Source organism: Alkalihalobacillus sp. MEB130 (genome assembly GCF_032335535.1).
Lineage (GTDB): Bacteria > Bacillota > Bacilli > Bacillales > Bacillaceae_D > Halalkalibacter.
Window position 1 is genome coordinate 68151 of record NZ_JAOANA010000009.1, and the last position, 22378, is coordinate 90528.

Annotated in this window: 21 protein-coding genes; 6 read left to right on the forward strand and 15 right to left on the reverse strand. The window is 37.3% G+C overall.

Features of this window, described 5'->3' with window-relative positions:
- Positions 1 to 105 precede the first annotated feature (105 nt).
- From N0O92_RS10895 to N0O92_RS10915, 5 genes are all read right to left on the reverse strand, one after another.
- Positions 106 to 1098, reverse strand: coding sequence for a sugar ABC transporter substrate-binding protein (locus N0O92_RS10895; protein ID WP_315614684.1), 993 nt, complete (start codon positions 1096 to 1098; stop codon positions 106 to 108).
- A gap of 165 nt (positions 1099 to 1263) precedes the next feature.
- On the reverse strand, positions 1264 to 2229 hold the full coding sequence (locus N0O92_RS10900) for a transketolase family protein (protein ID WP_315614685.1): 966 nt from the start codon (positions 2227 to 2229) through the stop codon (positions 1264 to 1266).
- On the reverse strand, positions 2229 to 3098 hold the full coding sequence (locus N0O92_RS10905) for a transketolase (RefSeq protein WP_315614686.1): 870 nt from the start codon (positions 3096 to 3098) through the stop codon (positions 2229 to 2231). The genes N0O92_RS10900 and N0O92_RS10905 overlap by 1 nt, the downstream gene beginning before the upstream one ends.
- A gap of 35 nt (positions 3099 to 3133) precedes the next feature.
- Positions 3134 to 4180, reverse strand: coding sequence for a zinc-dependent alcohol dehydrogenase (locus N0O92_RS10910; protein WP_315614687.1), 1047 nt, complete (start codon positions 4178 to 4180; stop codon positions 3134 to 3136).
- Positions 4181 to 4197: 17 nt separating this feature from the next.
- On the reverse strand, positions 4198 to 4983 hold the full coding sequence (locus N0O92_RS10915) for an SDR family oxidoreductase (RefSeq protein WP_315614688.1): 786 nt from the start codon (positions 4981 to 4983) through the stop codon (positions 4198 to 4200).
- Between the two features lie 276 nt (positions 4984 to 5259).
- Between N0O92_RS10915 and N0O92_RS10920 the strand changes: the two genes are divergently transcribed.
- A complete protein-coding gene (locus N0O92_RS10920; protein ID WP_315614689.1) occupies positions 5260 to 6876 on the forward strand; it encodes a helix-turn-helix domain-containing protein in 1617 nt (538 codons plus the stop codon).
- A gap of 32 nt (positions 6877 to 6908) precedes the next feature.
- On the opposite strand, the gene N0O92_RS10925 is transcribed toward N0O92_RS10920, so the two are convergent.
- The gene (locus tag N0O92_RS10925) at positions 6909 to 8369 is read right to left on the reverse strand and encodes an aldehyde dehydrogenase family protein (protein WP_315614690.1); all 1461 of its coding nucleotides are present in this window, start codon (positions 8367 to 8369) and stop codon (positions 6909 to 6911) included.
- A 336-nt stretch (positions 8370 to 8705) separates the two neighbouring features.
- Here N0O92_RS10925 and N0O92_RS10930 point away from each other — a divergent pair, with 336 nt between their 5' ends.
- From N0O92_RS10930 to N0O92_RS10950, 5 genes are all read left to right on the forward strand, one after another.
- Positions 8706 to 9563, forward strand: a complete 858-nt coding sequence (locus N0O92_RS10930; RefSeq protein WP_315614691.1) for a sensor histidine kinase — start codon at positions 8706 to 8708, stop codon at positions 9561 to 9563.
- Positions 9547 to 10170 (forward strand): accessory gene regulator ArgB-like protein, encoded by a 624-nt coding sequence (locus N0O92_RS10935; protein ID WP_315614692.1) that lies wholly within the window; start codon positions 9547 to 9549, stop codon positions 10168 to 10170. Before N0O92_RS10930 ends, N0O92_RS10935 begins: the two co-directional genes overlap by 17 nt.
- Positions 10171 to 10175: 5 nt before the next feature.
- Positions 10176 to 10295 (forward strand): AgrD family cyclic lactone autoinducer peptide, encoded by a 120-nt coding sequence (locus N0O92_RS10940; protein ID WP_315614774.1) that lies wholly within the window; start codon positions 10176 to 10178, stop codon positions 10293 to 10295.
- Between the two features lie 182 nt (positions 10296 to 10477).
- Complete coding sequence (locus tag N0O92_RS10945) at positions 10478 to 10936, forward strand: hypothetical protein (protein ID WP_315614693.1); 459 nt, start codon at positions 10478 to 10480, stop codon at positions 10934 to 10936.
- 209 nt (positions 10937 to 11145) lie between these two features.
- Positions 11146 to 11313 carry an aspartyl-phosphate phosphatase Spo0E family protein gene (locus N0O92_RS10950; protein WP_315614694.1) on the forward strand — a complete coding sequence of 56 codons (168 nt, stop codon included), beginning with the start codon at positions 11146 to 11148 and terminating at the stop codon, positions 11311 to 11313.
- A gap of 291 nt (positions 11314 to 11604) precedes the next feature.
- Here N0O92_RS10950 and N0O92_RS10955 read toward each other — a convergent pair whose 3' ends face one another.
- From N0O92_RS10955 to N0O92_RS10995, 9 genes are all read right to left on the reverse strand, one after another.
- Complete coding sequence (locus N0O92_RS10955) at positions 11605 to 12564, reverse strand: aminoimidazole riboside kinase (RefSeq protein ID WP_315614695.1); 960 nt, start codon at positions 12562 to 12564, stop codon at positions 11605 to 11607.
- An 83-nt stretch (positions 12565 to 12647) separates the two neighbouring features.
- On the reverse strand, positions 12648 to 13268 hold the full coding sequence (locus N0O92_RS10960; protein ID WP_315614696.1) for a DUF624 domain-containing protein: 621 nt from the start codon (positions 13266 to 13268) through the stop codon (positions 12648 to 12650).
- A 28-nt stretch (positions 13269 to 13296) separates the two neighbouring features.
- Complete coding sequence (locus N0O92_RS10965) at positions 13297 to 14736, reverse strand: glycoside hydrolase family 32 protein (RefSeq protein ID WP_315614697.1); 1440 nt, start codon at positions 14734 to 14736, stop codon at positions 13297 to 13299.
- A 38-nt stretch (positions 14737 to 14774) separates the two neighbouring features.
- Positions 14775 to 15620 carry a carbohydrate ABC transporter permease gene (locus tag N0O92_RS10970; protein WP_315614698.1) on the reverse strand — a complete coding sequence of 282 codons (846 nt, stop codon included), beginning with the start codon at positions 15618 to 15620 and terminating at the stop codon, positions 14775 to 14777.
- 15 nt (positions 15621 to 15635) lie between these two features.
- Positions 15636 to 16562, reverse strand: a complete 927-nt coding sequence (locus tag N0O92_RS10975) for a carbohydrate ABC transporter permease (protein WP_315614699.1) — start codon at positions 16560 to 16562, stop codon at positions 15636 to 15638.
- Between the two features lie 60 nt (positions 16563 to 16622).
- The gene (locus N0O92_RS10980) at positions 16623 to 17924 is read right to left on the reverse strand and encodes an ABC transporter substrate-binding protein (RefSeq protein ID WP_315614700.1); all 1302 of its coding nucleotides are present in this window, start codon (positions 17922 to 17924) and stop codon (positions 16623 to 16625) included.
- Between the two features lie 242 nt (positions 17925 to 18166).
- A complete protein-coding gene (locus N0O92_RS10985) occupies positions 18167 to 19405 on the reverse strand; it encodes an ABC transporter substrate-binding protein (RefSeq protein WP_315614701.1) in 1239 nt (412 codons plus the stop codon).
- Positions 19406 to 19436: 31 nt separating this feature from the next.
- Positions 19437 to 20606, reverse strand: coding sequence for a response regulator transcription factor (locus N0O92_RS10990; protein ID WP_315614703.1), 1170 nt, complete (start codon positions 20604 to 20606; stop codon positions 19437 to 19439).
- Positions 20596 to 22356 (reverse strand): cache domain-containing sensor histidine kinase, encoded by a 1761-nt coding sequence (locus N0O92_RS10995; protein ID WP_315614704.1) that lies wholly within the window; start codon positions 22354 to 22356, stop codon positions 20596 to 20598. Before N0O92_RS10995 ends, N0O92_RS10990 begins: the two co-directional genes overlap by 11 nt.
- Between the last annotated feature and the right edge of the window lie 22 nt (positions 22357 to 22378).

A 22378-nucleotide genomic window follows, 5' to 3' on the forward strand; every position in this document is an offset into this window, starting at 1 on the left:
CTATCACCCACTCGTCTTTTTTCTGGCATGAATATTAAACAGAAGGGCTTAGGATTAAAAGCCCTCCTTAAAAAAATCTACAATATTAATAGAACTAAATGATGATTAATAAGTTGGAGTAAAACTATCTAAGTTGTCTTTCGTAAGTTTCCCTAAAGGAACATCGACAACTTTATCGACCTCTTCTCCATTAATAACTTTTAAAGCAACATCCATCTGCATTTCCGCTGTCCAAACTAAATCTTCCGTTACCGTTCCATACATTTCTCCAGCTTCAATTGCATCCACTGCCTCAAATGTTCCTCCTAAACTAATTACCGTAACTTGATCTAGCTTACCCTCTTGTCTTAGAGCTTGAATTGCCCCCATTGCCATATCATCGTTATGAACGAAAATACCATCAAGGTCCGGATACTTCGTTAAGTAGTTTTGCATAATCGATAAAGCTCTTGAACGGTCCCATTGCTCTGACACTTGTTTCTCTAAAATTTCAATATTTGTTCCTTCTAATGCTTGTTCAAATCCTGCCGTACGCTCTGTCACTGTAATTCCAGGATCTCCTTCAATGATGGCAACCTTTCCACCATCCACTAGTGCCTCTTGCATTAATTCAGCAGCAAGATTACCAGCTTTAATATTATCTGGACCGACAAATGACGCAATGTAATCATTAGCAGAAGGCGAAACCGGAAGCGTTCCAACAATAACGTGGATACCTGCCTCTTCTAATTCCTTAACACTCGGTACAATCCCCTCTGGATCTATAACGTTAACGAATACTGCATCTACACCTTGTGTTAGTAAGTTTCTAGCTTGAGTTGCTTGAGTTTGTGGGTCAAATTGGGCATCCATATTAACAATTGTTCCATTGGCTTCTGCAGCAACTTCTTCAATTCTATTTAAAATGACCTGCACTGGTGGAACAGAAGTCGCAGACCACAATGCACCGATAACAAATTCTGAATCACTTGTATCCACGTCTTCTGCTGGTGCTGTATCAGGTGAACTTTGATTAGATGTACTTTCGTTTGGTGCCGCACATGCTGCAATAACAAAAACTGTAAAAATAGCAATCATCATGAAATGAATCTTTTTCATAATATTTCCCCCCAATAAAGTTAGATAACTAAATTCTTTACACGCCCTCCTGGTAAACGCTTACAGTTTCTGGCACTCTCTTACCCTATTCCCCCTTATGTTTCATTAAGATTATTAAAAAATTCAGCTAGTAACGTTATGATACTAGCTGAATTTGATACCTAATTATTTCAAAAAGTTCCTTACTGTTTCAGCGATTCCTTCTGGTGCCATCCCATAATACCGATACACTTCATCCGGCTCACCAAGTACACAGAACTCGTCTGGAAGAGCAATTCTTTTAAATCGACAAGGAATACTAGATTCAGCAAGTAATTCTGCAACAGCCCCACCAAGTCCACCATGGATACTATGGTCTTCTACTGTCACAATACATCCTGTTTCTGACGCTGCTTGTAAAACAGCTTCTTCATCAAACGGTTTAATCGTATGCATATCAAGTACTCTTGCATGAATCCCTTGCTTTGCAAGTTCTTCAGCTGCTTTGAATGACCAATATACACTGCTACCTGTACCAATAAGGGTTAAATCAGAGCCTTCCTTCACTTTGATTGCTTTACCAATTTTAAATTCATAATCATTATTCGCATACACATCTGGCTCAGCTCCTCGTGCAATGCGAATGACCATTGGACCTGGGTAGGTCATAGATTCTCTCACAACTCTTGCACACTGATTGGCATCAGCAGGACAAACAATCGTTAAGTTTGGAACGGCCCGGTAAAAAGCAAGGTCTGCAATCACATTATGTGTTGGACCTCCACCTGAAGTAACACCAGCATGCGTTCCTATTAATCTGACGGGTACATCGTTATAGGCAATATCGGCATGAATTTGGTCCGCAGCTCTCAATGGTAGAAATGGTCCAAATACTTGTGCAAATACGACTTTTCCCGAAAGAGCCAAGCCTGCTGAAACCCCTACTTGATTCGCTTCAGCAATCCCCACGTTAAAACAACGATCTGGATAATCGGCCATAAATTTTCCTACTGTAGAAGAAGGAGCTACATTATCAGAGCAAGTAAAAGCAAACTCTAATCCTTCTTCTGCCATTTTTCGTAATTCTGTCCCATACACTTCTCTAGCAGATGATAAAATTTCGTCAAAATTTAAAGTTACTCTAGTCGTCATTATTGTCTCACCTTCCTTGTATTTTCAATGGACTCAATTGCCTCTTCTAACTTCTCTTTACTTAATGAACCTGCATGCCATCCGACAACATTTTCCATAAATTCTACACCAGCACCTTTTACCGTATTTGAAATGATACAAACCGGCTTTCTTCTTACATGCGGGTCTGATTCAGGAAGAGAATCCAAAGCCTCACAAACTTCTCTCATGTCATTTCCATTTATCTCAATTACATCCCACCCGAACGCCTTTACTTTTTCATCAAGTGGGTCTATTGTAACTGTGTTCGCCGTATTGCCTGACATTTGTAGGTCATTTTTATCGACAATTGCTACTAGGTTCCCCAATTGGTATTGGCCTGCTGCCATAAAGGCTTCCCAGTTTGTTCCTTCTTGAAGCTCACCATCTCCCAAAATACAGAACGTTCTCCACTTTTCACCAGACATTCTTGCACCTAAGGCAAGCCCAGTCGCAATTGGTAAGCCATGACCTAAAGACCCAGTTGACGCCTCAATCGCCTCAATGTATTTACGATTTGGGTGCATACTAAACTTTCCTGTTGCAAGTGTGTTAAAATGCTCAACCATATAATCCATTGTGTACATACCTAAATCTGAATAGATCGTATATAACGTCTCGCCACAATGTCCTTTACTTAAAATGAGTCTGTCTCGATCTGGCATTTCTGGATTTGTTGGATCATAATTCATATATTTATAGTAAAGGGCGACAGCCACATCAACCATCGACAACTCCCCGCCTAAATGACCGGCTGTTGCAATTCGATAAATATACGTACATAAATCTTTTCTAATATCAATAGCTTTATCTTCAAGCTGTGTTACTAATTCAATGTCAACATTCCCCATGTGTCATAACCTCTTTTCTTAGAATTTACTAGGTTTTATTCATCACATTTAATTAATACTTTTGGATACTTTCCACTCATATGAGCATCAAACGCTTCAACACCTTGTGTAAGTGGAAATACTTTTTGTATAAAAGGTTCTAAATCTAGTTTAGGAAGCATTTGGACAGCCCTTGGAAAGGCGTAAGGTGCCACGAAAATCCCTGAAATCGTCAATTCGTTGAAATAACATTTATCATAAAGGTTTAATGGCATTTCATACTCTTTCGGGAACATCGCAATATATAACACGGTTCCTCCTTTAGCTGCTATCTCTAATGCAACATTTGCAGCTCTTGGAGAGCCTGATGCTTCAATCACTACATCAAATCCTCGACCATCAGTAATCGTATCTGATTCTACTTCAACATCCTGGTTAATGGGATCAATGACGTGATCTGCGCCGAATTGCTTTGCTAGATTTCTTCTTTCTTCAATTGGCTCAATAAGAGTTAACGATGTTGCCCCAAAATGTTTAAGCATTTGTAAGGTTAACAGTCCAATTGGTCCTCCACCTGAAATCGCGACACGCTGACCGACCTTCATATTGGCTTTATCAACAATTCGAACAGCAATCGCAACTGGCTCCAATAAACAAGCCTCTTCTAATGAAACGTCATCTGGAAGTTTCCAAACTTGTGACTCATGCCAGACAATCGTTTCAGCCATCCCTGGGCGATTATAATCGAAGAGATTCTCACAAAATTGCTCCTGTCCGTTTAAACAGTAGTAGCATGTTCCACAAAATTTAAGGAAATTTCCAGCCACTCTATCTCCAATCTTTAATCCTTTTTTCTTAGCTTTGGCTCCAAGTTCCACGATTGTCCCAGAAACTTCATGACCTAAACCGAATGGGGGCTTGAGGTCAAAGACTCCTTCCACTAAATGAGGGTCAGACCCGCAGATCGAGCAATAAGCTACCTTCAGCCGCACATCATCTTCTCCTAGCTCCTGTTCCGGAAAGTCTAACACCTCCACTCTCCCTCTTGTTTCTTCATTCGGATCTTTTAAACTTCCTACTTTCGTTACTGCAACCGTTTTCAAAAGAGCACCTCCCTTTATTAAATCGTTGATGCAAACCCTCCATCTACACTAATCGTAAATCCGTTAATATAATCAGATGCACTACTTGCTAGGAACAAAGCGGTTCCCATTAGATCATGCGGATCACCCCAGCGACCTAGTGGAATGCGATCATTAATTTTGTTGTAGTACTCTTTATTTTCACTAATTTCCTTATTTACCTCTGTTACTAGAAAGCCTGGAGCAATCGCATTGGTTTGAATGTTGTATTGGCCCGTTTCAGCTGCAAATACTCTAGTTAAACCAACAATTCCATGCTTGCTCGTTGTATATGGTGGACATTTTTTATCCGCTGTAAAAGCTAGTGCTGAGGCAATGTTGATAATTTTACCTGACTTTTGTTCAATCATCTGATCTGCTACTCTCTTGCTTAAGTAGTAGACTGAGTTTAAGTTAATGTCCATGATTTTTTCCCAAGCTGAATCTGGATATTCCGTAAACTCACCAAACTTACTGGCTCCCGCATTATTAACAAGAATATCTATTTGACCGTACTCCTCTATACATGTATCTACTATATCTTGAATATATTGTTTATCTGTCAAATCACCTTGTAGAAACTTGACTCTTTGCCCAGTTTCTTCAATCAATTGTTTAATTTCTGTAACGTCTTCTGTTAGATGCGGAATAAATAAATCTGCTCCAGCCTTTGCGAAAGCTACTGCGTAAGCCATTCCAAGTCCCTGATTAGCTCCAGTTACAATGGCAACTTTGCCTTTTAATGAAAATAAATTTAACGAAAAATCACTTATGTTATTTTTCATACTAACCTCCTTATGTTCTAATTTTCTCAACATTTAAAGTGTACTTGTGCTACCATTAGTTTGAATACGCTTACAATAAAGTTATCACTTTTTGTATTTCTGTAACTTGTTGTTAAATATATTGTACTGAATTGATCTGTTATTCTGGTGTTCATTTTTTAGCAATAGGTGTTATTTTTTAATTTTTTAGATAATTTTTTTATAGTAGTATTTTCTCTATAGAAAATGTAATACAGATGTTGTAAAATCTATTTAATCTTTTGGAGGGGGTCCCCTATGAGTCTATCAATCATTCTGTGCGCCGAAGATGAAATTTCATCTATTATTACTGAGTACGCTGCTAATAATACGAAAGAATTTTCTATTACTTACGTCACTAATTCCTATGAAACGTGTATTGATAAGGCTGTTGAATTAAAGGCTGATATCATTATTTTTCAGCTTATCCACCCCATTTACAAAGTGCAAAATTTATTTGTTGATTTAATGCACGCCAATATTTCTCCAACCCTACTAGCATTTCATTTAAATCCCGAAAATGAAATCGCTTACTCGGTTACTAGCAATCCAAATCAACATCTACTTAACCGTTTAAAACATTATTTTCAGCTCTCCTTAATTGAAAGATTCAATTGTCGGTTTAATACGATTGGTGAAGCAAAAGATTCAAATCTTATCATGAATTCGAGAATTAAAACATTAGAAAAAGCAGAATATCTCAAAGACATTTTACGAGGAGTTACATATAATGAATTTTTATATTATAAGAAGATAGCTAATCTTAATCTAAATTTATCCGGCTATTATCTGTACATTTGTAATTTATTGGACATCGAATATTCCGATCATGATCTTAATAAAAATATTTATTACTTTGTTGGGGAAGAGTTTGTGAAGGAATCTCAGAATGTGTTAGATTCCTATCATGGAGGAGAAGCCTTTTATATCAATCCACTATTAATAGGAATTATCATAAATGCTGATCATTCTAAGAGCGAGGCTACTCAACAACGTGTTCTACTAGAAGTTACGAATAAACTTAATAAAGTCATGGATATGAAAACAGCGCTAAAGTACAGAAGTACCTATATAAAAAATATTGAAGATATTAGGGAGGGATATGAAGCATTTCACCGACAACAAATTTACTTTTTCTTTTGCCACGATGCACCTTTGATTACTCAAGAGTACATTCATTCAGTGAGGAAAGAAATTGATTATACGGTCATTGATGAAATTCTTAAAGAAATCAAAGAAATTATTAACCTAAATATCACTGATCCAAAACTTATCCAATTAATTAAACAGCTATTCTTAGATTATGTAAAACCAAGTTTAAGCTATAATTTATTTTATTACTGTCAAACCTCATTGTTAAGTGCACTAGTAACCAAATATAGTACCTTGTGCACTAATATGTTTAGTGAAAGTTATTCTCCAAGGGAGTTATTTTATTGCTCCATTGAACAAAGGTGTAACGATTTTATCGAAAATATCATGTTATTAAAAGGAAAGCTTTCGAATAGTTCCATGGTCAAAAATTCGATTGTTCTACAAGCCATTGATTTTATTCATAACCATTATTCAGATGAGATTACCGTAAACTACATTGCCGAAAATCTGAATATTAGCAATTCCTATTTAAGTCAAATGTTTACAAAGGAGATGGGGATCAGTCCCATAAAGTACCTTGTTTCCTATAGGATTCAGAAAGCAAAAGAATTAATTTCATCCTCTAAAGATTTGTTAGTAGCTGACATCGCTTCGAAAGTTGGCTTTTTTGAAGTCAAACACTTTTCGAAAACATTTAAAAAGGTTACAGGATTAACTCCTAAGCAGTACAAGAAAAATTATGGAAAATTTGAGTTCATCACAGTAAAAGGAACAAATTAGTAATCACTACTAATTTGTTCCTTTTTCCTATATTAAAAAGCAAATTGGCGATACTTCGTTTGAACGGATACCCATTTTGTAACAGTAAATTCTTCTACTACCCACGGATTCCCAAAGCGCCCTAATCCACTAGCTTTGTTACCTCCAAATGGAATATACGGTGCATCATTTACTGTTTGATCATTAATATGCGTCATACCGGCATCTACTTGTAATGCAAGCTCTTCTCCACGTTGCAGGTCACTTGTAAAGATGGCTGAGCTTAAACCATGTTCTGTGTCATTCGCAAATTCAATCGCTTGTTCATCTGACTCTGCTTTTATAATCGTTGCAATTGGAGCGAACAATTCACTTTGTGCAAGTTTGCTAGAATTATTAACATTCGTGAAAACGAAAGGCGTCAACACATTTCCAATTCGTTGACCCTCAAGAGCAACTGTTGCACCTTCTCTCTTCGCCTCCCCGATAAAGTTAAGGGCTTTTACCATTTGAGCTTTGTTCACTAGTGGTCCAATAACGGTGCTCGGATCGCTTGTATCGCCATAAGGTAGTGCTTTTGCTCTTTCTACAAACTTCTCAACAAACTCATCATGTTTATCTTGATGAACAATGATACGATTAATAATCATACAAATTTGACCTTGATGGATGAACTTCCCGAACACAGCCGCATCAACAGCACGATCTACATCTGCGTCTGATAATACAATTAATGGACTATTCCCCCCTAGCTCTAGCGCAACACGTTTCAAGTTACGTCCAGCAATTTCGCCAATTTTTCGCCCTACAGCTGTAGAACCAGTGAAACTGATTAACTTGGAGTAAGGATTTGTTAGCATTTCATCGCCTATCTCTTCAATGTCAGTCATAATAACGTTGAGAACACCTTTTGGTAGCCCTGCATGTTCAAATGCTTTTGCAAGAATAATTCCACCACTTAACCCAACTTGAATGTCTGGCTTATGAACAACACTATTTCCTAAAGCAATGGCTGGTGCAATCGTACGCATTGATAAATTCATAGGAAAATTAAAAGGTGAAATAGACGTAACCACACCTAAGGGAATTCGATGAATGTGATTTAACTTTCCATCAACATGACCTGGTACTTCTTTTACGGTATTGATTTCGTCTGCATACTTAATAGATTCCTCAAGAAATTCGAGCGTTAAATGTAACTCAACATTCGCTTTTAAAATCGTTCCGCCGGTTTCTCGACTGATTACATTAACAATCTCTTCACGATTTTCCTTTAAATATTCTGCAGCATTATGCAGTACCTCACGGCGTTCTTCTACCGTACTTTTCCCCCATGCTTTTTGGGCTTCCTTTGCCACCTCAAAAGCTTCTACTACTTGCCCTTTTGTCGCTAATGGGACTTGCATAATTAACGAGTCATCAAATGGGTTGGTAATATCATAGGTTCTGTGACTCTTTCCTTCCGTCCACTCTCCATTAATAAAGCTTTTGTTAAAACTTTCAAAGTTTTGCAATTCAATCACCCTTCCCATCATCTTTTGTATACGCTTACAAAAAATACACTAATATGAGCATCTTTTCGTAAGAGACTTGGCTCTCTTACGTTCTGTCTAAGTTGATTATATAAAAAAGCTTTTTCATTCAGGTGTGTTTTTTTTAGAAATTGGTGTCTGTTTTTATTCTGAGACAATATCTGATGCCACTAAAATTGCAACTACCCCAGTTACAGCTAAAAAGGGCAATGAAATAGCTTTTGCTAGTAAAGCCTTATATAATTAGTTTGTGTTATAATCCTATTAAAACTTACTTTTAAGGAGTAAAATGGCTAATTCTTTTGTTACAAGCCATAAATGATCAGCTCTATGAATTTCACCATTTTAGTAATTATCATTCTAATTCAATTATTATTAGTTTTCTTTGGTATTATTTCAATCGCAGGCTTACAGGATCATGCTCTTGATATCATTGGGATCCCCATTCACTTAATTTTCGTTGTTATTTTGAACATACTATCTCTTTACATATTAGGAAAAATTTTTAAACGCGAGGAGAAACGAAAAGTTTATAATACTGAATCTACTCATGTTGAAGAGTTCCGGTCCTTAGTAACTTCAGTTCGATCTGACCGCCATGACCTTAACAATCACTTAACGGTTATTTCCGGACTAATGAAAATAAAAAAATATGATGCCGCTGATAAATACATTCAAGAGATGATCGGTCATATTAATATTAATAATAAGGCATTAACGATAAAAAATCCTATTCTCTCTTCCATGCTATTTTCAAAGATGGACAGGTATCAAAAAGCAGACATACCTTTTAGTGTGAATATAGCAAACGAAGAAATTGAAACTATTCTATCTTCTACTGATTTAATACGATTAATTAGCAACTTGCTTGATAATGCTTATGAAGCCACACTTGAAATGCCTAATGCAGAACGCAAAATTGGATTAGAAATTGTGAAAGTCAATGAATCAGTGAAATTAATCGTAAAAAATACCTCGATCTTGAAAAAGATTACTGAAAATCATTTTAAAATCGGTTATTCTACTAAATCGGAATTAGATAGAGGATACGGGTTAGCAATTATCCAAGAAGTTACTGAGAAATATAATGGTTTTTTGCACGTCGCTACTAAAGATAATGAAGTAACTATTGAAATCACATTTCCGAAAGTGGTGGAAAATGATCAATCACGTTAGCGAAAGAATAGCCAAAGCATTAGGTATGTATGTTGAGAGAACTACCGAAGTTGATTATATTCGTTACGGTATCGAAATTTTGATAAGAGGCTTTATTAAAATCTTCATTTTACTTACAACTTCCATTCTACTAGGTTTACTTTTTCCAATGCTTTCTGTGCTTTTTACGTTTATTATTTTTCGTTTCTTTACAGGTGGACATCATTACTCCACTTACGTTCGCTGCTTGTTTGCAGGGCTAATTATTATGCTTTTCCTATCGTTTATCTCAAGTAAACTATCGGTTTTTATAGATTTCCGGACGATTTTAGTTTTGTTATGTTTTTCTATTATTACAGGCTTATTTTTAGCTTATAAATACGCCCCATCCAATCATTTTTACAAAAACATGACCGAAAATCAAAAAAGGAAGCTAAAAAAATTCTCGCTATCAGCCATTATTATTTGGGGAGGAGTCATTTACACCTTAACCCTGAAATCTTATCCAACTGAAGTTATATTAGCCTCCCTTTTCGGTTTTTTATTTCAAATTGGAACCATACATCCATATTCTTATTTAATTGTTAATAAAATTGAACACCTGTTAGAAAGGAGGCAAGTCTCTTGAAAAAAATGGCAAAGGTAGCTGTCGGTTGGGTAGTTACTGTCATCGTTCTTATAGCAAAAACAGAAATAAGCACAGCGTCTTCAAGCATGCTATATCAACCTAAACTACCTAAAGATCATGAATAAATAATCTTTTATATGCCCAAATTAAACGATAGCTTTTTTCTAGTCAAATTGTTAATATATATTAGGCCATCTTTCATCAACCAAAAGATGGCTTAATATATGTGGCCAGTTTTTAAAATGCCGGCCCCTCTCAGAAGTCCAACTAATATCATCTATGTCTTACAACAAGAAAGGAGGTCATTATGGAGTGGTTTAGTTTCTTTTTATTATCGTTTCCAGAAGCATTTTTAATGCTCGCAGTTTCTTTTGCTCTTCTTGGTGTTTCAATCAAGGGGAACATAAAATCTATGATTATTTTCTCACTGGTATATGGTGGAGTAGCTTTTACTTTAAGTATTTTTATGATGAATTCCATCAAACCTTTAATTAACTTAACCGTGTTCGCATTATTAGTGGTAATCATTTTTAAGTTTAAAATACTAAATGGTTTTATTATTGGTATCATTGGGTTTCTTTTGTTAGTATTTTTTGAAATCATTTTACTTCTTCCTCTTACACAAATTATTCCATTTGAACAAATTGCAGCGAGTCCGTGGTTACGAATTTTAGCTGGTATTATGACTATACATCTTCCATTGTTAGTCACTCTACTAGTTATTCAAAAGTTTAAGCTAGTAATAAAGGTCCCTTTATTAAAATAATGAAAGTTATGAAAAAGGTGCGAAATTAATTTCCCTATTAGTTTCGCACCTTTTCTAGAATAAGGTAGTTGGAAGCTATTTTGAAAAAAGTCCAAAAAGGATTTTGTCGATTTATAAGAAATGCTGTCGAACTGGTTAACAGGTATCAATGCTAGTATATAATGGTCTATGTTGTACAATTTTATTTCTTAATAGTAGGAGTATGTTTTATGGAAAAAGGGACCTTCATAATAGAGTTGGAATACAAAATTGATACATTACGAATTCATATGATTCAGTTGGCCCAATCTAATGGGTTTAATCATCCTGATACTATTAAGTGTAGCCAAGAGCTTGATGTCTTCCTAAATAAATATCAAAAATTAAAATCAAATTAAAACTCTAATATTACTTATATTGCATAGATGGTCCTGACGACTCCAGAAATAAATAAAAACCCTCTACACTTGTAGTATAGAAGGATTTATGGCGAGGACAAGCTTATTATACTGATAGATAATCACACAACTTTTTTTATTATTAAAGTTATGTCATCACTGCTTGCTTCTCCGTTCTTCAAACAGCTCTCAACTATCTACACCTGCATTTAAACATAAAAACCGCCCCGTTCACTAATGAGCCTCCAACACTTGCTTCTTACTCCTAGCATAAAAACGATAATAAAAGTTTTATATTTGTTTACTTCCATCCAAATACTTCATAACATCCTCTACTCTCGGCAGAGCTGTCATTGCTCCTTTGACGGAGGCTGCTAGTGCTCCAGAAAGACTTGCGAATTCGGCCATTCGCTTTAAATCCCCCATCGATAACTCAGAAAGGGGTTTGTCAGACGTGTTTAAACCATAGAGTAATCCAGAAACGAAGGCATCGCCCGCACCAGTTGTATCTACTGCATTGACCTTCATGGCAGGAACATGGCTCCTCTCCCCGTTAACAAGGATGTAGCTACCCTTCTCCCCTAACGTCACAACGACAATGGGAATGTTGTAGGCAGTGATGGCCTCTAAGCCATCTTCAAAGCTTTTACTCCCAGTAATAAAGAATAACTCCTCTTCTGAAATTTTTACGATATCTACGTATGGAAGCATCGAGGTGATCGTTTGCTTAGCCTGCTCTTCACTGTCCCACAATGACAACCGGAGATTGGGATCATATGAAACAATCATGTTATTCTTTTTTGCTAGTTTTACCGCTTTCCACGTAGCAGCATTGGAACTCCCACTGATCAAAGAAATCGAACCAAAATGAAGGATTTTTGCATCTAGAAAAATACTTTCTTCTATATCCTCTTCTGCTAATAACGTGTCTGCACTTGGATCAATAAAGAATTCAAAGCTTCTTTCCCCATCATCGGCCAATGTAACGAACACGACGTTCGTCCGTGCTTCATCGGTATAGAACATATTCGTTGTATCTACTTGGTAGGAAGCTAATGTCTCCTTTAGAAAATGCCCAAGCACGTCATTGCCTACCTTCCCTACAAATTTGGAAGGAACCTGCAGCTTTGCCAAGCCAACCGCTACATTGGCAGGAGCGCCACCGGGACATTTTTGGAAAGTACTATTCTCTTTATCTAATGGTATAAAATCAATTAATGCCTCACCTAGGGTAATAACCCCACTTTTCATAATAATCCTCCTTGCCTACTCCCTATAATGATTTCCGCACCTATGGCTCGATTGCAACCCTTACCTCTGCTAATATCTGCAGATTATAGATTTACCTGACTCCCTTCCATTATTTTACCCTTAGAAAAGGTGCGATAGCTAAATCGATGGACGATCATTGCTGTTAATGCTCCAATAAAAATAGACGTTATTGATACTAAGAGCACAAGAACAACGGCCGAGCTAGTAATAAGAACAACCGAGAAGGATACAGGTAGATCATAGAATGATAGAATGAATGCTCGTTTTAGAAGCGGTTTTAATTCTGTTATGTTTTCATGTAGCATCACCGGAATGATATATACACTTGTAAATAAATACAATAAAATAATGAAACTAGTTAGTGTAATTAATACCATTCTTAGCAAATCATGAGGAATCGTTAGAAACAGTAGCAGATCGACTAGCAACACAGCTCCTACCATTAACCACATTGCACCGATGAAGAAACTTCGCCTAAAGTTTTTTACAAAGAAATGCATAAATGGGCGGAATACTCTCTCCTCTTCCTCAAGTTGCCACGCTTTCACAACGCCTGCCATTGCCACTGTTGCTGGCACAATGGTAATGACAGGGATGGAGAACAATAGCCAAAGCAAGTTTAAAAGGACAATATTCGTTAGTTTATTAAGTGTTTTTGCTGCTTTCCCATCCCATAAATTCATTTGCTACGACCTGCTTTCTTGTTTTCTTTTACCAAATTCCTTTTAGCTTTGTTACAGTTACCTTGTGAAAAATCACTTCCCCGTTTGTTGCAAACAATTCAATTCTTACATCATTTTCTGTTGGGAAAATAATATCTGTCATGACACTTTCTCCCTCGTTGAGGAACACCTCTAACGAAGCCGTATCAAGAAAGACCTTTACTGTTTGAACACCTTGACCCGCAAATAATGTTGCTGCATCTTTACTTGGAAACTCCGCAGAAAAATCAACTAATCCGCTATTCATACGATCGATTATCCACTCATTTTCTTTCAAATTAAAGGTAATGCCCGTATTTTTTTTATCTCCATGGTTGATTCGTATTCCCCAAGCTTCCGCTTTCGCTTCCTTTACTTGGAGATCTAACTCTACTAAGGAGCCAACCTTTGGCAATGTATATGAATTGCTTTCATTGACAACGACATTTATTTCCTCTTTAGGTTCGTTCACTCTCAGTTGCTCTAGTTGTTTTATCGGTTTCTGAATTAATTTATATTCTTCTTCACTCGTTTTTGCAAGGCTTATCTCACGAGGAATAGACATAGCACTTCGCCATGGAGAGGTAGGAACGTCATTAGCATACTGCCAATTGCTCATCCAGCCAATCCATACAGGCTTTTCCACATTGCTCCATGAAACCGCAGCGTAAAAGTCACGACCAGGATCTGCCCAACGAACCGTTTCATTAGAATCGTCACACGTAAATGTTTTTCCATCGAAATCGCCGATGAAATATTGCACAACGGACCCACCATTTGGTCCACCCGGATTAATGCTGACGATTAACACCCATTTCTTTTCGTTTTCACCTTTTACCTCCATCTCGATTAAATCAGGGCATTCCCAAACACCACCGTGGGCACCGTAGTTTTTCCCAAAGGAAGAAAGGAACTCCCAATCTATTAGGTTGGGCGAACCATAAAACTGAATTTCACCTCCACACGCTAGTGACATGATCCACTTGTTTGTTTCATTGTGCCAAAACACCTTCGGATCACGAAAGTCCTTGATACCTGGATTAGGAATGACCGGATTCCCCTTGTATTTCGCCCACGATCTTCCTCTATCGTTGGAGTAAGCGATGCTCTGCTTCTCATTATCCTCCCCATGATGGGTGAAAATGGCCACTATAACATCCTCTTCCTCCGATGTTCTCAGGCCACTTGTGTTGTCCTTATCGACAACTGCACTACCAGAAAAAATCTGACCTAATTCATCAGGATATAGCGCAATCGGGAGCTCCTCCCAATGAATTAAATCCTTACTTACAGCATGCCCCCAGTGCATCGGTCCCCAAATCGTGCTGTCGGGATGATACTGGTAAAACAAATGATATTCTCCTTTGTAATACACAAGCCCGTTCGGATCATTCATCCAGTTTTCCTTAGGACTAAAATGAAATTGCGGTCGAAATTGTTCACTATACATAATAAGCACCTCTACAAAATATTTATTTCTAACTAGATTTACCCTTTCACACCACTAGAAGTAATCCCCTGCACATAGTAACGTTGGAAGAACAAGAAGATTAAAATGACAGGAATCGTGGTTAACGTTAACGCAGCCATGATTTGACCATATTGAATGTTGTTATCCGTAAATAAATATTGAATTCCAATTTGTACCGTTTGAACCGAGCGATCTGTCGCTGCAATTAATGGCCACATGAAGTCACTCCATTGCGTAACGAACGTCAAAATGGCCGCTGTTGCAAAAACCGGCTTTGAGTTAGGTACAACAATCCGGATAAAGGTCTGGAACGGTGTGGCACCGTCAATTTGCGCTGCTTCCTCCAGTTCCTTTGGAAAGCCTAAGAAAAATTGACGAAATAGGAAAATGTTAAAGGCCGATGCAAGAAAAGGAACGATTAGGGCTGGGTACGTATTAATCCAACCAAGATTATTTACAACAATATAAAGTGGAATTAGTACACTTTCAAACGGAACGACATAAAGTGCAATGATGATAATAAGAATTAAGTCACTGCCCGGAAACTTCAGCTTAACAAGGGCATAGGCACAAATGGAATTGATAATCGTACCAAAGATAACGATCGCCCCTACGACGATTAAACTGTTTTTCATGTAATGAAAGAAGTTTATACTGCTCTCGAATAGAATGGTCGAGTAATTTTCAAAAGTTAAGTGGGTAGGAAGTAACGCTCCAAAGCCCATATCTTTAAATATTTCTGTTTCTGGTTTTAAAGAAGCCATTATCATCCACAACAGCGGGGCGATAAACATGAAACCGAGTAGGAGAATGAGAATGGTGGTGGCTGATTTTTTTACCATTTTTTTTGTACGTTGCGTCATTGTATAGATCCCCCTTTATTGCTTTAATATTTTCTTTAAAATCAATGACGTAATGATTACTACAAGGAAAAACACAACAGCAATGGCAGAGGAATACCCTACATCTCGAAATTGAAATCCATTTTCGTAAAGCATAAATACGAGTGTTTTCGTAGAGTTACTAGGTCCACCATTCGTCATGACATACGGCTGAATAAAGAGACGGAATGCCTGGATTGTTGTAATAATGAGTACAAATCCTGTTACATGCTGGATCGACGGAAGAGTTACGTTACGAAACTTCTGCCACGCATTGGCTCCATCAATGTCTGCCGCTTCGTACAATGTCTCCGGTACATCCTTAAGCCCAGCTAAAAAGATCATCATCTGAAAGCCCGCAGCTTGCCAGATGGACATGAAAATAATTGAATTCATCGCCTGATCTGGACTTAATAAAAATGGTTGATTAGGGATGCCAAATACATTTAATACACTATTAATTAATCCACTCTCCACGTTAAAAAGGAAGGTCCAAAGAATCGCTACGACTACCATCGAGGTAACAACTGGACTAAAGAAAAACACCCTTCCAAGGGAGGCCACTTTTACTTTTTTATTTACTAAAATTGCCAAGACTAGCGCTACACCACATTGAAGTGGAACAACTAGTACAGTGAAATAAAGCGTATTTTTCAATGCTGTAAAGAAGATTTGGTCTTGAAATAGCCTTACATAGTTATCTAATCCTATAAAGGTCTTCCCATCTGGATTTAACATATTGTAGTTCATAAAGCTGTACGTGAAGGCTAAGATTACCGGCAAGATTAAAAAGGTAAACATCAATACTAATGCTGGTAATGAAAATAACACTCCCAGTATTTTCTGTTGTCGTTTGTAGGTCAGTTGACCTTTCTTCTTTTTCATTACAGGGGCCATATTTTTTTCCACATCTGTATTCAACATGTTCCTACCACCTTGTTTTACTTTTAAAAGGCAACCGCAAAGGATTGCCTTTTAAAATTATTAATTATTTCGTGCAATATCTGCTTCTACTTCTGCCACTACCTGCTCTATTTCGGCCTTGACGTCACCACCAAGGAAGATATTCTGTACTGCTTGACCGTATCTTGATGATAAGACAGGGTAAGAAGTAGTTGATGGCCTTGGATGAGCGGTATATAACACTTGATCTTTTAGAACGTTAAGAGGTTCTTCATCCCACTCTGTCATTTCTTCGAAGGAAGAAATTCGTGCTGCTGGCTTATTATCTGATCTTGCTATTTTAATAACATTCTCTTTGTTTAAAATATAGTTAAGAAGTATTGCAGACTCTTCTACATGCTCTGTATTCGTAGACATACCCCAGTTCCAGTCACCAGACGGTGAAACTTGTTCTCCATTAGGACTTCTTGGGTAATAAGTAATTCCCCATTCTGTTTCTGGGTAATTTTGCAGTTGAGCCCATTGCCATGATCCCATTAACATCATCGCGGCGTTTCCATCTTCAAATTCAGTTGGTGTTGGCTGTAAGTTTACTAGACCTTCTGTTGTGAATTTTTGTAAGAATTCTAAAGCTTCAATTGTTTCAGGGCTGTTAATATAACCATCTACCGTTGAGCCATCTTCAGAAATAAAGCTACCATCATTACTCCACACCGTTGGTCCTGAGAAGTAAATAATCCACTCACCATAATCTAGTGTCCAGTTAACTCCATAAATTCCGTTGTCTCTATCCGTTAATTGCTGAGCCGCTTCATAGAATTCATCCCAAGTCCAAGCTTCTTCTAACGTCTTTGGAGGTTCAATCCCCGCATCCGCTAGCATTTCTACGTTATAGAATAATGCCACAGTCGATTCTGTTGCACCTAATGTGTACAGCTGACCGTCGTAGGTTCCTTGCGTAATAATCGAATCTACGAAATCATCTAATTCATCTACAAGTCCTTCAATCGGTTGAATAATTCCCGCATCGGCATAGTTTGCCACGTTAGGACCATCCAATGCCACTAAATCTGGTAATGTTTTGCTTGTTGCTGCCGCTGAAATTCTATCTTCATAGGCATACGTACTCCCTCTTGGTACTAACTCTAGGTCCGCATGAATCTCTCCTGCATATTCTTCATTAAACGCTTCAATAATTTCTTTATAAGCTTCTTGCGTATCTCCTTGTGGATGCCATAAAGTTAAGTTAACCACGTCCCCATCAGCGTCACTACCACTGCCATTTCCACTATTACTACTTGCTTCATCAGAGCCTGATGAGCACCCTACTACTAGCACTGTTATAGCGAGTAGTAAAATAGTGCTTAACCAAAAACGTTTCATTTCATTTCCCCCTAACGATTTTTTGTTTGGCTTACATTTGAAGCCCATGTACTTAATTTTGTTCATTCGTAGCATCTAGCTTTTCTTTTTCTGTTAGCTACAAACTCATTGTATCTATTTTAAAGCGCTTACAAAACGAGACAAAGCTTTGATTAATGTTTAAATTTTTATTATCTTTCGAATAAAAAAAATCCCTCAACAAAGTGAGAGATTTTTGGTTAGACTATTATTCTTTTCAGACATCACCTATACTGATCAAACATGCTATCTAGTTTTTTTAAATAAGCTGGAATGTCACGGTCAAAATAGAAAAGTTGAGAAATTCGCCGATAATCTGTCTCTGCCGCTGTGCCTCCACTCCAATAATGGTTGGGCCAGTTGACACTTTTCCCTTCATTTACACGCTCTGCTAATAAGCTAACCTCTGGCTTGTTCATCTTCACACCATTCACAGCACTTATATTTCCTTCAAAATCAGAAAACCTTTGGGCATTTTCTTGTTCGAGGAGAAAAGCTAGAAATTGTTTTGCTTCCTCTGGATACTCCGTGTTTGCAGCTATGGCAAATCCTCCATCGACACCCCCAAGAATTTTATTATTTTCCGGATCATTTGTAGCTGGAAATGGAAACATTCCATAGTTGATGTTCGGCTCTAATTTCTCCAACTCTGGTAGAGCCCATACTCCACTAACAAACATCGCCCCCTCTCCAATAGAAAACGATTTAATAACAGCATCGGTATCGTAGCTAAACGAGTTGTCTTGCGCAAACTCCAAAACAGCAAGCATTTTTTCTGCAATCTCTTCCCACCTTGGGTCATTTTGAATGTTCACCAAACCACTAGTTAAACTACTCCAATAATTGCTATCAAACTCATTCGCAACTAAATTTAAATTAAATACGCTTACACTCTCAAGTTCTTTATTGGCAAATAATATTGGCTGTTTTTGAGCTAATTCTAGCAATTCCAATGTCTCTATAAACTGATCCCAAGTCTCAGGTATTTCAAGTCCTAACTCGTTAAATGCATCCTTATTATAAATCACACCAACAGCATTTTGAGATAAAGCCACTCCATACATTCTCCCATTAATAAGATAACGGCTTTGTATGTCCTCATCTACCTGCTGGATAAACGTTTCATCGGTTATATCTAATAAATACCCATTATTTGCACGAACAACATAGTCCTGTTCTATCGGATACGTAATAAAAATATCTGGAACATCCCCCCGAGCGATTCGCGTCTTTAGAACAGCCATACCGTCTGGAATGCTAACCTGCTCAATGGTTATATGAGGATTCTCCAATTCAAATTCGTGAATGATTTCATCAAAAAAGGTAACTGCATTTTCTTTTGTTTGAAAAAATTCGATGTTTCTTTGTTCAACCTGCTCTTGAACTTCTCCCTCCGTTGAACAAGCGCTCAAAAATAAACACACAACCAAAACCGTTGAGCCAATCATCCATTTTGTTTTCATTTTGAGCCTTCCTTTCTTATGAAAAAGTACCTTACTCTTTGCTTCGGTATTGGCTTGGTGTCATTTGAAGACGTTTTTTAAAGACTTGACTAAAATACCTTTGATCGCTGTAGCCAACCATATTAGCAATTTCATAGGTTTTTAAATCGGTTGTTTTCAATAGAACACACGCGTGCTCTATCCTTAAGTTTGTTAGATATTCCAAAAACGTCACACCTGTTTTTTCCTTAAACAAAACACTAAAGTAACTGACACTTAACAGCACCTCTTCACAAACTGCTTCAATCCCAATTTCCTTTGTGAAGTTTTCCTGCATGTATCGCTTTGCTTTTTCAATAGCGGCTTCTGGAGAACATTTCGAGCGATATTCATTTTTAATATCCTGCTCGGATACTAGATTCATTTTTAAAAAGGAGGCGGAATCTAACATCTGGCATGTTTCCTGAAAGGAGACAGATAGATTCTGGAGACCTATCACTTCTTTGCCTAAGGCAATCTTCACCAGTGAATCTACTGTTTCTTTAAACTCAATGATTTCCCCTTTCACCTTACTCGCCAAATCAATATCTCGATTTGGATGCGTATAAACCATCACATATCGCGTGCTCTCAAATTTGTAGAAGAAAACCTCTGTGAGGTCTTCACCTCTCTCTTGTTTCACCAAATCTAAAAGGCGTTCTTCAAAAGTGGTTGATGGTTTATTTAGCTCGATCGCTGCGATTGCAAGCTTGTTTTGATTATTTACTGTAATCTTGTTGTCGTATCCGATTGTTAATGCTTCGTAAATCAGATATTTCCTCTGCTCATAGTGCTTTTTCATGTCTTCCTTAAATTTCACTATGACCTTCCCAAGACATTCTTCTAATTCTTCATGATCAATTGGCTTTAATATATAATCAAAGGCATTGTTCTGCAGTCCTTCTCTCGCATATTCAAATTCGTTATAGCCACTTAACAGAATCACTTCTGGCCGATGCGGAAGCAATTGCACTTCCTTTAGTAAATCTAGGCCGTTCTTTTCTGGCATGTTTATATCGGTTATGACGATGTCAGGCTTCGCCTCCTTAATGAGGGAGACTCCCTCTTCCCCGTCATTTGCCGTACCCACTACTTCACAATCGCAAGCCTGCCAATCGATGATTTTCGTTAAACTTCTAAGAATCAATGTTTCGTCGTCTACTAGTACCACTTTATAGGTCATGATGCTCCCCCTCACTTAGTGGAAATGTTAGCTTGATGATCGTACCTGCATTTTCATACGAGCAAATCATTATGCCGTAACGGTCACCATAATATAGCTTCATCCGTTCTTGTACGTTCATTACACCGCAGCCAATACTTTGATTGAGTGTCTTTCTCAATTTGTTGGATTCGTTAAAGGCTGCAAGTACATCCTTAGAAATTCCGCACCCATTATCTTCAATGAATAGAAACCCTTGATTGGTGTTAGAAATACCTCCACGGATGTTAATGAATCCATCCAATTTATTTTTGTCAAAACCGTGTTTTAACGTGTTCTCCACAAGGGGCTGTAATACAAGCTTTAATATATAATGATGCTCTAATTCTTTGTCACAGGTAATCTCAAAGGTAAACCGCTCATTAAAACGGATTTTTTGAATTTCTAGGTAACTGATCGCATGACGTACTTCATCACTGACTCGGACACGGTCATCAGAATTGATACTAATTCGTAGCAGTTTCCCTAGGTTAATCGTCATTTTACTAATCTCTCTACTCCCGTGTAGCACTGCCATCGAATTAATCGATTCAAGCGTGTTATATAAAAAATGCGGGTTAATTTGGTTTTGCAGGACCTTAAATTCCGCCTTTCTCTTACGTTCCTGTTCATCCTTCACTCGGTTTAATAATATAGAGATTTCATCGACCATCCGGTTAAAACTTTTTGCCAACTGATTCAATTCTCTATAAGCAAAGGTTTGCATCCTAGTAGACAACTGCCCTTTCTCCACCTGCTTCATATTTGCTTGAAATTCTGTAATGAAGTGAATGATATTATTTAAAAATAATTGCTTAAAGAAAATCGCAAAAACCGTTACTACAATTACTAATAGAATAGTTATGTTTCTAATAAATTTCGTTTCGCTTGTAATAAAACTCCATGGCTTGACTGAGACTAGGTAAAATGAAGAAATTTCATTTTCGTTAAAGGTGATGGGAATATAAGAAATTAAGCTTTTCTCTTTTTCCCAATGATTGATGAATGTTCCTGATTGACTTACTATCATCTCTTGCGGAAGTGCTATCGTTTCACCAATCATCTCGTGGCTTAAGTGATAAACCACTTCTCCTCTGTCATTGACGATCATTGTTTGCGAGTCGTCCTGCTGAAGAGCTTGAAACACCTCGTCAAACCGGTCTAATCTTACATCAAGAATAAGATAACCTATCGCGTTGAGGGTATTTAGATCTTTGATAAGGCGCCCCTGTGAAAAAATTGGCTTGTCATTTTCCATAAACTTATGACTATCCACAGTCGTTATCCAGACTGGCCTGCCTTCCTCCGCTTTCAACAATTGAAAAAATTCTGATTTCTGAAATTGTTGAAATGATGGAATTTCCGTTCGTTGGAAGCTATATACTTGTCCTACTTCACTATAAAGCACTAATTCATTAAGCTTCGATTGACCATAAAGCAACCCAGCAATGGCCTGACCTTGATTATAAAAATCTAGTAAGGATTTTTCATCATTATACTTAATGAAATCTTGAACCTCCCTCGAAGAGATAATGTAATTGGACAAGGTATTAACCTCTGATAGGACCATTTGTAAATTTAAACCAATCGATTCTAACGTATATACTGTCTCCTCACCCACTTTGTCCTTCAAGGTGGTTGAGGTAACATGATATGATACAAGACCTAAAATAAAGATTGGCAGTAAAATGAGCAATAAAAAAGCTAATAGAATTTTATTTTGAAATTTCATAAAAAACACCTTATTTTCTTAA